This is a genomic window from Xanthomonas prunicola (genome assembly GCF_025266575.1).
Taxonomy (GTDB): Bacteria; Pseudomonadota; Gammaproteobacteria; order Xanthomonadales; family Xanthomonadaceae; genus Xanthomonas; species Xanthomonas prunicola.
The window spans coordinates 5,158,123-5,174,704 of the sequence record NZ_CP096142.1 but is presented as its reverse complement, the minus strand read 5'-3'; the positions used below and the strand labels follow the sequence as shown (position 1 = coordinate 5,174,704).

The following is a 16,582-nucleotide window of genomic DNA, read 5'->3' as shown; positions in this document are numbered from 1 at the left end:
TGCGGGGTGCGGGCGACCTGCTGTTCGAACACGGCGGGCAGGCAGCGTTCGTCGTCGAAGGCCGCATGCTGGCTGGCGAGGGTATGCAGCCATTGCTTGCGCTCGAGCGCGCTCGACAAGGGCAGCCGATCCACGCGCGTGCTGTCGTCGGCGACCATGCCGTGCAGCAGCGTCACGAACTGGGCCAGGTGGCGCTCGATCGTGCTGCGCTCGAACAGCGCGGTGGCATAGGTGAGCTGGCCGACGATACGCGCATCCTGCGCTTGCAAGGTCAATTGCAGATCGAACTTGGCGTTGGAGCTTGCCTGCTCCAGCGGGCGAATCTGCAGGCCGGGCAGATCCAGCGCGGCTTCCGCCTTGTTCTGCCACACCAGCATGGCCTGGAAGACGGGGTGATGGCCGAGACTGCGCTCGGGGTTGAGCGCTTCGATGACCTGCTCGAAGGGCAGATCCTGGTGGTCCTGCGCGGCCAGGGCGGTGGCGCGGACCTGGGCCAGCAGGTCGGCAACCGACGGCTTGGCACGCAGGTCGATGCGCAGTGCCTGGGTATTGACGAAGAAGCCGATCAACAGCTCCAGCTCGCTGCAGGTACGGTTGGCGATCGGGGTGCCGATGATCGCCTGATCCTGTCCGGACAGGCGCGCCAGCAGCACACCCCAGGCGGCCAGTACGGTCATGAACACGGTGGTGCCGTGACGCTGGCTCAATGCGCGCACGGCCGCCGTCAGTTCGGCATCGAGTGCAATGTCGAGGCTATAGCCACGGTAGTCCTGCAGCGGCGGACGCGGCCGATCGGTCGGCAGCTCCAGCAGGGCCGGGGCATCGTGCAGGTGCTCGACCCAGACCTCGCGCTGGCGCTGCAGCACCGGCCCGTCGAGCCAGCGGCGCTGCCACAGGGCGTAGTCGGCGTACTGGATCGGTAGCGGCGGCAGCGGATCGGGCTGGCCCTGGGTGAAGGCGGCATACAGGGCGCTGAGTTCTCGCAACAACAGGTCGATCGACCAGCCATCGGTGACGATGTGGTGCATCGTCACCAGCAGGCGATGTTCGTGTTCGGCCAGGCGCAACAGGCGGCCGCGGATCAGCGGCCCATGTTGCAGATCGAAGGCGGTGCTGGCCTCCTGTTCGGCGTGGCGTTGGGCCTCGGCGCAAGGATCTGCTGACTGCCGCAGATCGATGCAATGCAGCGCAAAGCCGATTTCCGGCGGTGCGATGATCTGAGTCGCGCCGTCGTCGATGGAGACGAAACTGGTGCGTAAGGCTTCGTGGCGGGCGACGATGCGATCCAACGCCCGTTGCAGGGCGGGCAGATCCAGTTCACCGTGCAGGTCGACCCCACCGGCCAGCAGATAGGCCTGTGCGGCACGCGCGTCGAGCTGGGACAGGAACCACAGCCGTTGCTGCGCGAACGACAGCGGCAGCGTGTCGGGACGCGGCAGCGCCCCGATGGCCGGCAGGGTACTGGCTGTGGCGCTGACCAGCGCCTGTGCCATAGCAGCCAGGCGTGGCTGGGCGAACAGCGTGGCCAAGGGCAGTTCCAGGCCGAGGGTGCTGCGGATGCGCGAGACCAGGCGCACGGCCAGCAACGAATGCCCGCCCAGGGCGAAGAAACTGTCGCGGCGGCCAATGCGTTCGACGCCCAGCACCTCGCGCCACAGCGCGGCAAGCAACACTTCCTGTTCGCCCTCGGGAGCGGCATAGGCCTGCGCGTCCAGGGCCTGCGCATGCGGGTCCGGCAATGCGGCGCGATCGAGCTTGCCGCTGGCGGTGAGCGGCCAGGACGCCAGCACCGCATAGGCGGCCGGCAGCATGTAGTCCGGCAGGCGGTCGCGCAGGGTCGCGTGCACGGTGGACACGGCGATGTCCTGGCCGATCAGATAGGCGACCAACTGCTGGTCGTCGTGCCGATCCTCGCGCGCCAGTACCAGCGCATCGTCGATGCCGGCGCAGGCCAGCAACGCCGCTTCGATCTCGCCCAGTTCGATGCGGAAGCCGCGCAGTTTGAGTTGGCGGTCGGTGCGGCCGAGGAAGTCCAGGGTGCCGTCGGCGCGCCAGCAGGCCAGATCGCCGGTCCTGTACATGCGCTGGCCGGAGCGGCGGGCGAACGGGTCGGGGACGAAGCGTTCGGCGGTCAGGTCGGGACGATCGAGATAGCCGCGCGCCAGCGCCAGGCCGCCCAGATGCAGTTCGCCGCACGCGCCGATCGGCAGTGCGTGGCCGGCACGATCCAGCACATACGCGCGCGTGGCGCTGAGCGGACGGCCGATGCCGATGGGGGCGTCGGCGGCCACGGCCTGGACGGTGGCCACCACGATGGCTTCGGTCGGGCCGTAGGTGTCCAGCAGCGGCGTGCGGGTGCCCTGCAGCCAGCGTTGCCGCATGGCTGGCGTCAGCGCTTCACCACCGACGATGACCTGGCGCACGCAGGCGGGGATCTGCAGCGACTGTGCGCACAGTTGCGCCCAGAAGCGGGTCGGCAGATCGACAGCCGTGATGCCGGCCTGCGCGCAGTGTTGCCAGAACCTGTCGGTATCGAGCCAGGTGTCGTCGCGCAGCACCAGGGTGGCGCCGCTGCACAGGGCGCCGAAGATTTCCTCGACCGAGGCATCGAAGGCCAGCGTGGCGAATTGCAGCACGCGATCCTGTGGGCCTAGCCGGTAGGTGTGGATCAGGTCCCGCAGGCGCACGCTCAGGCCCTGGTGCGCGACCATCACGCCCTTGGGCCGGCCGCTGGAGCCGGAGGTGTAGATCACGTAGGCCAGTTGCTGCGGGTGCTGGGGCAGGACCGGTGAGTGGTCCGGATAGGCCGCGGCGGCGGCCTGCTCTGCGTCGATGGCCAGCACCGGTGTCGCCGGATTCACTGCCCAGCCAGCGTTGCCGGCGTCGTGGACGATCAGCAGAGACGGGCGAGCGTCGGCCAGCACCGCGGCGAGGCGTTCGTCGGGCTGGCTGGGCTCCAGCGGCAGATACGCGGCGCCGGCCTTGAGCACGGCCAGCACGGCCACGATCTGGGCGATGCCGCGTGGCAGGCACAGCGCCACGCAGCTGTCGGGGCGCGCGCCCAGCGCGATCAGCCGGTGCGCCAACTGGCTGGATCGACAGTCCAGTTGCTGGTAGCTGAGCGTGGCATCGCCACAGACCAAGGCGATGGCTTGCGGTATGGCCAAGGCCTGCTGAGCGAACCACTGCGCTACGTTGTCCGGATCGGACGTAGATGGGTCGCCGGCACGATCGCCAGCATGGACGGCTTGCAGGTGTTGCTGCTGTGCAGGGGTGAGCAGCGGCAAGCGACTTACCCGCGCCTGCGCGTCGCCGAGGATGCCATCGAGCAGGACATCGAAGCTGTCCCACTGCCGCTGGATCGTGTCGGCATCGAACAGCGCCGTGGCGAAACGCAGGCTGCCGACGATGCAGCCGCCTTCGAGCCGCAAATCCAGGTCCAGGTCGTACTTGGCATCGCGGGCCGGGCCGGGCAGGACGTCGCTGCGCAGACCGGACATCGCCAACGCGACGTGCGGCGTGTTCTGCCAAGTGAACATCACTTGGAACACCGATGAATGGGCCAGGCTGCGCACTGGATTGAGCGCCTCGATCAGTTGCTCGAAGGGCAGGTCCTGATGGTCCTGCGCGGCCAGCGCGGTGGCGCGGACCTGGGCCAACAACGCGGCGACGGAGAGGTCGCCGCGCAGGTCGATATGCAGGGCCTGGGTGTTGACGAACAGGCCGATCAGCGAGGCGGTCTCTGCACGCGTGCGTTGGGCGATGGGCGTGCCGATGACCACCTGGTCCTGGCCGGCCAGGCGTGCCAGCAGCGCGCCCCAGGCAGCGAGCAGGGTCATGAACAACGTGACGCCATGTCGCTGGCTCAGCGCGATCAGCGCCTGGGTGCGTGCGGCATCCAGCGTCACCGCGATGGCGGCGCCGGCATAGTCCTGCTCGGGCGGACGTGGGCGGTCGGTGGGCAGGGCCAGACGCGCCGGCGCATCGCACAAGTGATCGAGCCAGAACTGGCGCTGGCGCTGCAACAACGTCGCCTCGATCCAGCGGCGCTGCCACAGAGTGTAGTCGGCGTACTGGATCGGCAGCGGCGGCAGCGGGTCAGGCTGGCCGCGGACGAAGGCGCTGTACAGCGCGCCCAGCTCGTGCAACAGCACGCCGATCGACCAGCCATCGGCGACCAGATGGTGCAGCGTCACCAGCAGCAGATGATCGTCCTCGGCGCGCTGCAACAAGCGGGCGCGCAGCAGCGGAGCACGCGCCAGGTCGAAGGCGAGGGTGGTCTCCTGCTCGGCATGGCGCTGGGCGGCGGCCTGGGGATCGGACGCGTGCCGCAGGTCGATGTACTCCAGCGGCACGCCCATCTCGACAGGGTCGATGACCTGGACGGCCCCGTCCTCGGTGGCGACGAAGCGGGTGCGCAAGGCCTCATGGCGGGCGAGGATGCGATCCAACGCCCGCTGCAGCGCGGCCACATCCAGTGCACCGCGCAAGGCCACGGTGCCGGGCATCAGATACGCCAGGTCGGCACGCGCATCGAACTGGGCCAGCACCCACAGCCGCTGCTGGGCGAAGGAGAGCGGCAACGGCGCAGGATGCGGCACCGGCACGATGGCCGGCAGGGCGCTGGGCGCGGCGTGGGCGAGGGCACGGGCCAGCTCGGCCAGGCGCGGCTGGGCGAACAGGGTGGCCAACGGCAGTTCCAGGCCCAGCGTGCTGCGGATGCGCGCGATCAACTGCACGCCGAGCAGCGAATGCCCGCCGAGGGCGAAGAAACTGTCGCGACGGCCGACGCGCTCCACGCCGAGCAGGTCGCGCCACAGCGTGGCGAGCTGGGTTTCCAGTTCGCCTTCGGGCGCGGCGTAGTCCGGCACGGCCAGGGCGGTGGCATCGGGCGCAGGCAGGGCCTGGCGATCCAGTTTGCCGTGGCTGGTGGTCGGAATGGCCGGCAGCACGACATACGCCGTCGGCACCATGTACTCGGGCAAGTGCGCGGCGAGCCGGTCGCGCAGCTGCTCCACCTGCAGTCCTGCGCCGACCAGATAGGCGACCAGGCGCTTGTCGCCAGGGCGATCCTCGCGCAGCAGCACTGCCGCCTCGCGCACGCCCGGGCAGTCCTGTAATGCCGCTTCGATCTCGCCCGGTTCGATGCGAAAGCCGCGCAGCTTGACCTGATCGTCGTTGCGGCCGAGGAAGTCCATCTCACCGTCGGCGCGCCAGCGGGCCAGATCGCCGGTGCGATACATGCGCTGGCCGGGTTGAATAGCGAACGGATCGGGGACGAAGCGCTCGGCGGTCAATGCCGGGCGGTGCAGATAGCCGCGTGCGACCTGCACGCCGGCGATATACAACTCGCCTGTGGCGCCCACCGGCAACGGTTGGCGGCCCGCATCGAGCACGCACATCGGCGTGTCCGGCAGGGCGCTGCCGATCGACGGCAATAGCGGCCATGTCGCGGTGTCCGTCGACAGCAGGTAGGCGGACGCGACATGGGTTTCGGTGGGACCGTAGTAGTTGTGCAGCCGGCAGGCCGGGCGCCGGGCGAAGAAGGCGCGGATCGCCGGAGTGATGCGCAGTTGTTCGCCGGCGGTGAGCACCTGTCGCAGCGGACAGTCCAGCGCATCGAGCGCCGGATCGGCCAGCACCGTCTCGGCCAGCGACTGCAGGGCGATGTAAGGCATGTACAGGCGCTCGATGCGCTGGGCGCAGACATGGCGGTAAAGGACATGCGCGTCGCGCCGCTGCGTGTCACCGATCAGTACCAGGGTGCCGCCGGTGCCGAGAGTGCTGAAGAGTTCCTGGAAGCTGGCATCGAAGCCCAGCGCAGAGAACTGCAGGGTGCGCAAGGCGTGCAGGTCGGCGCCGGCGCAATGCTCGGCTTCCCACTGCAACAGATTGAGCAGCGGGCCGTGCGGCATCACCACGCCCTTGGGCCGCCCGGTGGAGCCGGACGTGTAGATCACGTAGGCCGCGTGCAGCGGCGAGCCGGCGTGCGCCGGTGGCGTGGTCGGCAGGCCATGCCACGCCGCTGGCGCAGCATCGGCGTACACCACTAGCAGGTCGGCCGGCACGGCCAGCGCCGCCGCCGCGGTCGTCAGCAGCACCCGTGCCTGGCAGTCCTGCAGCATGTAGGCCTGGCGCTCGGCCGGATAGGCCGGGTCCAGCGGCACGTAGGCCGCGCCAGCCTTGAGTGTGGCCAACACCGCGACCACCATGGCGATACCGCGCGGCAGGCAGATCGCCACGCGCTCGTCGGGCGCCACGCCCAACGCGCGCAGGTGGTGCGCGAGCTGGTTGGCCTGCGCCTCCAGGGCGGCGTAGCTGAGGTGGGCTTCATCGCCCACCAGCGCAATGGCGTCCGGGCAGGCGGCGGCCTGGCGTTCGAACGCGCGATGGACCTGGCGGTCGCGGGGAACGCGTCCGGGGCGGTCGTTGAACGCATGCAGCATCTGCTGGCGCTGCGAGGGCGTCAGCAACGGAAGGCGCGAGAGGGGGGGGTGCGGATTCCCGAGCAGCGCTGGCAGCATCTGCTGCAACGCGACCAGGGCCTGTTCGGCCAGCGGCACGGGCAAACGGTCCGGGTTGACGTTGAACTCCAGCACGATCGGATGCTGCGTGCTGTAGCGCCGGACGAACACGCCCAGCGCAGTGTCTTCGTAGCCGGCGTGCAGCGGCAGCATGTGCCAGCCTCCGCCCGCGATGGGCGCATCGCCCAATGCGCTGAAGTCCTCGACCGATACGCTGACATCGAATGGCCGCGGCGCCAGCTGTCCGGCCTCGCCCAGCTGGTGCAGCGCATGTTGCAGGGGCAGGCGCGCATGGCGCATGGCCGGGCGCAGCGCGCTGGCCACGCCACGCATGGCGGTGGCGATGTCCGCCCGTGGCGAGGTGGCGAGATAGAGCGGCAGCTGCGTGGACAGCATGCCGACCATGTCGCGTTCGATGCGGTTGTGGCGATTGTGGATGGCCAGGCCGATGGCGATCGGCGCTTGATGGTTGCCCAGGCGCGCCAGGCAGTTGGCCACGCAGGCGACGATCAGGCTGGTGAACGAGCCGCCCAGACGCTCGGCCAGCGCGCTCAGGCCCAGGAAGACCGGGGTGTCCAGCACGCCGTTCAACTGCACGCTCGGCTGATGGCCGAGCGCAACCGTCGCACCGGGGAATAGCGGCTCCGGTCGCCGTTTCAGGCATGTGTGCCAGTACGCCAGATCGCGCTGATAGCGACTGGAACCGACATACGCCGCGTCGGCATCGAGCGCTTGCAGGTAGGACGGAGCAGGCGTCTGGTCGGGCTCGCCGCGCAGGCGCCGGTTGTAGCAATCGACGACCTGCCGGGCCAGCATCCCCATGGAAATGCCGTCAACGATGAGGTGATGGCACAGGTACAGGCAATAGCCGCGGGTGGCAGTGGCCTGCAGCCACTGGATGTCCCACAGCGGTTGGCCGTAGCCCACGAACGAGCGCGTCGTGGCTTGCCGGATGTGGGCCAGGGCGCGTTGCTCGCCATCGGGGCCGGCGGAGTAGTCGTGCCAGGGCAGGCAAAAGGAGAGCGTCTCCAGCACGCGTTGGCCCGGCAGCGGCGTGCCTTCGACCAGCACGGTGCGCAGGGCGTCATGGCGTGCGATGACCGCAGCGACCGCCTGTTCCCATACATCGCGGCGCAGATTGCCTTCGAAGTGCATCACGCAGCCGATCGTGTAGCTGGGCTGGTCCGGTGCGAGCAGTTGCCCGAGCCAGACGCCTTGCTGGGCAGAGCTGAGCGGACGCACTGGATTGGTAATGGCAGGGATCATGTCGAACGGGGTCATGCAATCACCGTGGTGCCAGGGCGAGCCGGCGCAGTGGCAGTCGATGGAGGAGTGCTGTCGCGCACGCTGGAAATCCACCACCGCGCCAAGGTCTGGCTATGCGGTTTGGCGAGCACGGTCATGTGGTTGCCGGGCCCGTGCCAGGGATGCAGGTCGGCGGCGTGGGCCGCCCAGGCCTGGCGTAGCCGCAGGCGTTCGGCGGCCTGTTGCTCGGGCTGCAGCCGGGTGTCGGCGACCAGGACCAGATGCAAGGTGCCGGGGTAAGGCCTGGCGGGGACGTAGGCGGTACGGCAGCACTGCGCGAAGGTGGTCAGACTGCCGCGCACCGCGTCGGGCTGCGAGCGTGACGGCATCAGGCGGTGCTCGACCATGAGTCGATGCAAAGCCTGGAGCAGCGCCTCCTGGTCTAGCCGGTGCAGCGTCTGGCGGTCGATGCCCAAGGGTGCGTGCAGGCGCAGCTGCAAGGCATCGAGAAAGTCGTCCACGACGGTATCGCGGCTGCCGTCCAGGGGGCGGCCGGCCTGGCTGGGGGGACAGGTGTCGATCAGGGTCAGGCTGGTGGCCGGTCGGCCGAGCGCGTGCAGATGCAGCGCCATCTCGTACGCCACCCAGCCGCCAAACGAATGGCCTATCAGATGCAGCGCCGGCGCGTTGGCCGTGATTGCGGGCAAGGCGTCGAGATAGTGCTGTGCGGCCAGCTCGACCGAGCCGAACGGCGGGCAGCTGCCATCGGTGCCGCGCGGCTGCATGCCGATGACGTTGCAGCTATCGCCAAAGTCACTGCTCAGATCGATGAAGCCGGTCACGCTATCGCCTGCACCTGGAACGCAAACCACGGAATGCTGCCGTCGTGTCCTGGCGGTGCAGAGCGGTAAAGCGGGCTGGTAGATCACCGAGACGGGCTTGGCAGACTCGGTACCAAGCGCGCACGCAACGGATTGGCCGAGTGCGGCGATATGCTCGGCTTCGATCAGCGTGATGTGGCTGCCTCCAACCGGGATCCGCTCGAGTTGCGCCGCTGGCACCAGCCGTTGCCAACCATAGGCATCGGTTGCCGGTTCAGGCTCCACGGCCTGGAACAGATGCAGTCGGCACGTCGTCGGCAGTGGTTGGGACAGGAATGTCGGCCACAGTCGGTTGAAGACGGTGCTAGTGACCGAGGTGCGTAGCAGGTCCTCGATCGTGGTTTGCTCTTCGCTCGCCAATTGCGCCAGCATCGGATCGCTTTCGCAGGCGAGGAGCATGTCCTGATAGGTGCTGTCGCGGATGCGATCCAGCAGTGCACTCAACCCGGCCTGGACGTCACTACGCGCGCGATAGGAGCGATGGCGCATCGATGCTTCAATCTGGCGGACCAGGGCTTTGCCGATGGCCTGTTCGAGCGGGTCGGTCTGCGGTGGTGCCGAGGGCAGATCGCAATCGAGCAGGCCCAGGAAGGCGACGGGCTGGTCATGCATGCCGAAGTGTTGGGCGATGGCATAGGCGAGCAGGCCGCCGGAGGAATAGCCGAGCAGGTGATAGGGGCCCTGCGGTTGCACCGCCTGGATCAGCTCGGCCATGTGCGCGGCCAGCGCCTCCAGCGTGACCGGTAGCGGATCGGGCCAGGGCAGGGCATAGACCGGGATGTCCGGATCGATGTGTGCCGCCAGCTCGAAGGCATAGGCGATATCGCCGGTGCCGGTCGGTACCACGAACAACGGCGGGCGTGTGCCCTGCCGACGGACAGCGACGGCGCGGCTGCCCAGGGCATGCGTGCCGCCGAGCAGACATTCGGCCTGCATGCGCAAGGTGGGATGCGCGTACAGCAGATTCAGCGTCAATGGCAGACCGAGGCGATTGGCGGCGGTCATCAGCCGCATCGCCGATAACGAGTGACCGCCCAGTTCGAAGAAATGGTCGTCGCGGCCGATGCGCTGCGGCCCCAGTACGCTGGCCCACAGCTTGGCCAGGTTGCGTTCGATGGCATTGGCCGGCGCAATGTAGCCGTGGCACACCGTCATTGCGGTGTCGGGAACCGGCAAGGCGCGACGATCGAGTTTGCCGTTGGATGTCAGCGGCAGGCTGTCCAGTTGCATGTAGGTCACTGGAACCATCACATCGGGCAGGCGTGCGGCCAGCTGGGTACGCAAGGCATCGGCAGTGACGGCATCAGCGTCGCCCACCACATAGGCGACCAGGCGGGTATCGCCGGGCAGCCCGTCGCATGCCACGACCGCCGCCGCGCGCACGCCAGCGCAGCCGCGCAAGGCGATTTCGATCTCGCCCAGTTCGATGCGCACGCCACGCAGCTTGACCTGATCGTCGTTGCGACCGAGATAGTCCAGCACGTCCTCGGGGCGCCAGCGCGCCAGATCGCCGGTGCGGTACATGCGCTGGCCGGGCTGGTCGGCGAATGGATCGGGGACGAAGCGTTCGGCGGTCAGGTCCGGGCGGCCCAGATAGCCGCGTGCCAGTTGTACGCCAGCGATCTGCAGTTCGCCGGCCACGCCGATTGGAGCCTGGCGGCCCTGCGCATCGAGCACATGCAGGCGGGTATTGGCGATGGGGCGGCCGATCGGCATGCTGGCATCGTCGGCACCGGTGCACTCCCAGGCGCTGACGCCTACCGCCGCTTCGGTCGGGCCGTAGAGGTTGTACAGCCGGGCTTGCGGAAAGCGCGCACGCACCGCGTGAGCCAGATCCACCGTGAGCGCTTCGCCGCCACAGAAGATCCGCTGCAGGCCGGAGCAACGCTGGTCGGGCAGGGCCTCGAGAAAGACCCGTAGCATCGACGGCACGAACTGCACGGTGTCGATGCCGGCCTGCTCGATCAGATCGATCAGGTAGGCCGGATCCCTGTGACCACCGGGTCGGGCCAGGACCAGGCGCGCGCCCACGCGCAGCGTCCAGAAGATCTCCCACACCGACACGTCGAAGCTGATCGGGGTTTTCTGCAACAAGCTGTGCTCTGGGCGCAGCCCCAGTGTCTGCTGCATCCATCCCAGTCGGTTGTCGATACCGGCATGGGTGTTGACGGCGCCCTTCGGCTGTCCGGTGGAGCCGGAGGTGTAGAGCACGTAGGCCGGATGTTGCGGCAACAAAGTCGGCACCGCCGGCGCCTGCGTGGCAGCGGCGCGCCATGCAGGCTGGTCCGCGTCCAGCAGCACGCAGTGCAGGTCATCGCGCTGGCCCAACAGCGCGGCGGTGTCGCAGTGCGCAAGCAGCACGCACGGCTGTGCATCGATGAGCATGCCGGTCAGGCGTGCGGGCGGCAAGTCCGGGTCCAGCGGCAGATAGGCACCGCCGGCTTTTAGCGTGGCCAGCAGCGCCACGACCAGGTCGATGCCGCGCGGCAGGCAGACGGCCACGCAGTGTTCGGGCGCCACGCCCAGCGCGATCAGGTGCTGAGCGAGCTGGTTGGCGCGGGCCTCGAGCGCAGCGTAGCTGAGCTCCTGCTGGCCTTCCACCAAGGCGATGGCGTGTGGCGTGCGTTGCGCATGCACTTCGATCTGGCGGTGCAGGTAGCCGGTGCCACCCAGATCGACGGCGGTGGCATTGACGTGCTGCAACCGGGCAAGTTCGTCCTCGGGCAGCAGTTCCAGGGCATGCAGTGCGGTATCCGGTGCCTGCTCCAGTGCCTGGACCAGGGCCTGCACGGTCTGCAACAGCATCGCCGCGATACGTTCGGCGCCGATCTGCTCTACGCAATGCACGCCCAACGAGAAGCCACCGTCCTCGGTATGGTCGTTGACCGACACCACCAGCGGATAGTGGGTGCGCTCCTGGCCCCCGAGCTGCTGCACGTCCTGCAAGCGGTCATCGTGGACCGCGCTCAGGACGTTGCTGCCGCCGGCGTAGCGGTAGTTGAGCAAGGCGTTGAGCAGCGGTGTGGACGGGTCCAGCGGGCTGCAACGCTGGGCCAATGCCAGCGGTGCATGTTCGTGGTGCAGCAGCTGGGCCAGGCACAGCTGGGTGTGGCGCAGCGCCTGCAGCACGCTGTGGCCGCGACCGCCCAGGCGGATCGGCAAGGTATTGAGGAACATGCCGAGCACGCGGTCCACGCCGGCGCTGGCATGCATGCGTCCGAACAGCAAGGTGGCGAACACGGCCTCGTCGCTGCCGCTGGTCCGCGCCAGCAGCAAGGCGTAGGCCAGATGGAACAGACTGGCGGCGCTGACACCGCGGCGGCGCGCTTGGCTGCGCAGCGCCTGGGCAAGTGCTGCGGGCAGCGGCAAGTAGACCTGTTGCAGCGAGGCTGGCTCCTTTACCGGAGCGAAGACCCCGAACGCAGTGGTGGGCATGTCGATGCCGGCGAGCATTTCGGTGAAGAAGGCCTGGTGGTCCTGCTCGGAAATTCCGCCGTGGGCATGGGCGATAAAGTCGCGGAACGGAAGGGGCGCTGGCAGCTGCCGCTGCTGTCCGCTCAGATGCGCCTGTACCTCCTCGATGACCAGCTCCAGCGTGGTGTGGTCCATCACCAGGTGATGGTGTTGTAGGCCGAGCAGCCAGCGTCCGGCATCCGGGTCGTGGGCCAGATGGGCGTGGATCAGCGGCGCCCGCTGCGGGCTAGGTGCGGCGGTGGGCGTGTGCATCCAGGCCTGCAAGTCGGCGGCCGGATCGGCTCCGTCGAAGCGATGCACACGGCGGGCGAGCGTGGCCTTGCGCCAGACGACTTGCAGCGGCGCGTTCAGGCCTTGCCAGACGAAGCCGGTGCGCAAGCTGTCGTGGCGGGCGATGACCTGGTCGAGCGCGTCGAGGAAGCCATCGAGCGACTCGCGCGACGGGAAGCCGAGCACGGACGAATGCAGATACGGATCGGCGAGCGGATCGGCCAGGTGGTGGAACAGCAGGCCTTCCTGCAACGGCGCCAGCGGATAGAGGTCCTGCACATTGGCCGCACCGCCGTCGACGCTGGCGACGACCGCATCGATCTCCGGCTGGGTCAGCGCGACCAGCGGCAGCAGGTCCGGGGTGATGTGGGTGCAGTCCGCGCCGATGCGGTTGGGCGGCACCACGAGGGTGGACGCGGTCTGCAGATTGGCTGCCAGTCCAGCAAGCGTGGGCTGGGCAAATAGCGCCCGTACATCGATCTGCCAGCCTAGCCGGCGCAGGCGTTCGATCAGTTTCACCGCCAGCAGTGAGTGGCCGCCGAGGGCGAAGAAGTCGTCGGTGCGTCCGACCTGCTCGACGCCGAGCAGCTCGCTCCACAGCGTGGCCAGGACGTGCTCGAGGTCGCCCTGAGGCGCGAAATAGGCCGGCAGATCCAGCGCCTGCGCGTCGGGTGCCGGCAGGGCGGCGCGATCCAGTTTGCCGTTGGCGGTCAGCGGCAGGGCGTCCAACTGCACGTAGGCGGCCGGCAGCATATGGTCGGGCAGACGCGCGGCGAGCTGGGCGCGCAGTGCGGCCGGCTCCAGCGCCGAGCTGTCGCCGACGAGATAGGCAACCAGGCGTTTGTCGCCGGTGTCTTCGCGCGCGAGGACCAGCGCTTCTTGCACGCCCGCGCAGTTGCGCAAAGCCGCCTCGATCTCGCCCGGCTCGATGCGGAAGCCACGGATCTTGACCTGCGCGTCGTTGCGGCCGAGGAAGTCCAGCAGCCCGTCGTCGCGCCAGCGCGCCAGGTCGCCGGTGCGGTACATGCGCTCGCCGGCTTGTTCGGCGAACGGATCGGGCACGAAGCGTTCGGCGGTCAGGTCGGGCCGGTGCAGATAGCCCTGCGCCAGTTGCGCACCGGCGATGTGCAGTTCGCCGGCCACGCCGATCGGCGTCGGCTGGCCGTGGCGGTCGAGCACACAGAGCCGGGTATTGGCCAGCGGCCGGCCGATCGGTACGCGCTGCGTTGGATCGGGCGCATGCTGCAACGCCAGCGCGGTGACGAACTGGGTGCTCTCGGTCGGGCCATAGGTCTGCAGCACGGTGGCGTGTCCGTCGGCGTCCAACACCTGGGCCAGGGCATGCGGATCGGCGACATCGCCGCCGGTGAGCAGCAGCCGCAGTGCGGCCAACTGTGGCGCGATCATTGGCGCGTAGGCGCGCAACACGCCGGCGACCAGGATCAGCACCGACAGGCGTTCGCGTGCCAGCAACGCGCCCAGCGCCTGCGGATCGCGCATGACCGGCGCAGGCACCACGACCACGGTGGCGCCATTGAGCAGACTGCCCCAGACCTCCAGCGTGGCCGAGTCGAAGGCGGGGTTGGAGGCGAAGGCGACGCGGTCGTCGGCCTGCAAGCGCGCCGGTCCGTCCTGCAGGACGAGGTTGCGCACCGCGGCATGCGACACCACCACGCCCTTGGGCATGCCGGTGGAACCGGAGGTGTAGATCACGTAGGCCGTGGTCGTGGCGGGCACGCTGATCGTCGGTGCGGTCGCGATGCCTGCCGTGTCGTCGAGGCCGTCGATCGTCAGGCACGCCACCTGCGCAGGCGCCAGGGCGCTGTCGGCAGCGTGGATCAACACCGCCGCCTGTGCCTCGGCGATCAGCGCAAGCAGGCGTTCGATGGGGTGCGCCTCGTCCAGCGGCACATAGGCCGCCCCACACTTGAGCACGGCCAGTTGCGCGACGATCAGGTCGGTCGAGCGCGGCAGGGCGATGGCCACGTGCTCGCCAGCGCGCAGGCCCATGCCGAGCAAGCGCTGCGCCAGCCGGTTGGCCTGCGCATCGAGGGCGGCGTAACTCAGGCAGCGTTGGTCCGACACCACCGCCATGGCATCCGGGGTGCGCCGTGCCTGCGCCTGGACCAGCTGATGCAACGCGTGCCCGGGTAGCGCGGCGCTCGCGCCGGTGCCGAAGTCGGCCAGCAGTTGCTGCCGCTGTGGCGCATCGAGCCAGGGCAGCTGCGAGACGCGGCTAGCGTCGTCGCGGTTCAGCGCATGCAGCAACTGCTCGAAGCCGCGGCACCAGCGTTGGATCGTCGTCGCATCGAACAGCGCCGTGGCATAGCCCAGCGTGCCGACGATGCAGGCATCGCGCTCTTCCAGGGTCAGGTCCAGATCGAACTTGCGCATGGCCAGCGTCTGCGGCAGCGCCTGCAACTGCAGGCCGGGCAGATCGAGGGCGTTCTCGCCGGCGGTGGCGTTCTGCCAGGTGAACATGGCCTGGAACACCGGGTGATGGGCCAGGTTGCGTGCGGGGTTGAGCGCGGCGATCAGCTGCTCGAAGGGCAGGTCCTGATGCTGCTGGGCCGCCAATGCGGTGGCGCGCACCTGGGCGAGCAACCCGGCGACGGAAGGATCGGCACGCAGATCGATGCACAGCGCCTGGGTGTTGACGAACAGGCCGATCAGCGGCTCCAGTTCGCTGCGGGTGCGGTTGGCGACCGGGGTGCCGATGACCACCCGATCCTGCCCGGACAGGCGCGCCAGCAGCACGCCCCAGGCGGCGAGCAAGGTCATGAACACGGTGGTGCCGTGACGCTGGCTCAGGGACTTCAGCGCCGCCGTCAGCGCGGCATCGAAGGTGAACCCCACTGCATCGCCGCGATGGTCCTGCTGTGGCGGCCGGGGCCGATCGGTCGGCAGCTCCAGCAGGGCCGGGGCGTCGTGCAGGTGTTCGACCCAGACCTCGCGCTGACGTTGCAGCACCTCGCCCTCGATCCAGCGGCGCTGCCACACGGCGACGTCGGCGTACTGCAATTGCAGCGGCGGCAAGGGATCGGGCAGGCCTTGCGCGAAGGCGGCATAGAGCGTGCTCAGCTCGCGCACCAGCAGGCCCATCGACCAGCCATCGCAGATCAGGTGATGCAGGGTGACGAGCAGGACATGGTCGTCGTCGCCCAGGCGCAGCAGTTGCCCGCGGACCAGGGTGTCGTGGTCCAGATCGAAGGGGGTGTCGGCTTCCTGGTCGGCCAGCGACCGGGCCTGGGCGTCCGGATCGGAGCAGGCGCTGAGATCGTGTTCGGACAGCGGGAAACCAATGCTGTCGGCATCGATGCGCTGTACCGGTTCGTCGTTGTGCAGGCCGATGCGGGTACGCAAGGTCTCGTGGCGGGCGACGATGCGGTCCAGTGCCTGGCGCAGGGCGTCGCGATTCAGCCGACCGCGCAGGCGCAGGCCGTTGGGCATCAGGTAGGCCAGCGCGGCCTGGGTATCGAGCCGGGCCAGGAACCACAGGCGCTGCTGGGCGAAGGACAGCGGCAGCGGTGCGCTACGGTCGGCCGGCACGATGGCCGGCAGCGTGCTGGCCGCGGCGCTGGCCACGCAGCGGGCCAGGGCATGCAGTTGCGGATGGTTGAACACGTCCCCGATCTGAAGTTCCACACCTAGAGCGGTGCGTACCCGCGAGATCAGTTGCACGGCCAGCAACGAGTGGCCGCCCAGAGCGAAGAAGTCGTCGTGGCGCCGCAGCGACGGCAGGCCGAGCAGGTCGCCCCACACCGTGGCCAAGGCCTGTTCGATCGCGCCCTGCGGGCGCTCTGCGTCACCGACCGCATCGGCGATGGAGAGCGCCGGCATCGGCAAGGCACGACGGTCGAGCTTGCCGTTGACGGTCAACGGCAGGGCCTCGAGCTGCACGTAGGCCGCTGGCAGCATGTAGTCCGGTAAGCGCGCACGCAGTTGTTCGCGCACTGCCTCGGTGTCGATCCGTTCGGCCACGACGTAGGCCACCAGACGCGGTTCGCCCGGCTGATCCTCGCGTGCCAGCACCAGCGCATCGTCGATGCCGGCGCAGGCCAGCAACGCCGCTTCGATCTCGCCCAGTTCGATGCGGAAGCCGCGCAGTTTGAGTTGGCGGTCGGTGCGGCCGAGGAAGTCCAGGGTGCCGTCGGCGCGCCAGCAGGCCAGATCGCCGGTCCTGTACAT

General features: G+C 68.9%; 2 protein-coding genes (1 of these 2 cut by a window edge). Both read right to left on the bottom strand.

Annotated elements, in window-relative coordinates; genetic code table 11:
- Positions 1–7,805: the start of a non-ribosomal peptide synthase/polyketide synthase gene (locus M0D43_RS21985; RefSeq protein ID WP_260807630.1), read on the bottom strand. Its footprint begins 14,572 nt before the window's first position; the window shows 7,805 of its 22,377 coding nt (coding positions 1–7,805); its start codon is at positions 7,803–7,805; the stop codon falls past the left edge of the window.
- Positions 7,802–16,582, bottom strand: a complete 8,781-nt coding sequence (locus tag M0D43_RS21980) for a non-ribosomal peptide synthetase (RefSeq protein WP_260807629.1) — start codon at positions 16,580–16,582, stop codon at positions 7,802–7,804. Before M0D43_RS21980 ends, M0D43_RS21985 begins: the two co-directional genes overlap by 4 nt.

Bases quoted from the DNA above. Each gene is read 5' to 3' on its own strand.
- M0D43_RS21980 (WP_260807629.1), bottom strand. From the start codon at position 16,582: ATGTACAGGACCGGCGATCTGGCCTGCTGGCGCGCCGACGGCACCCTG.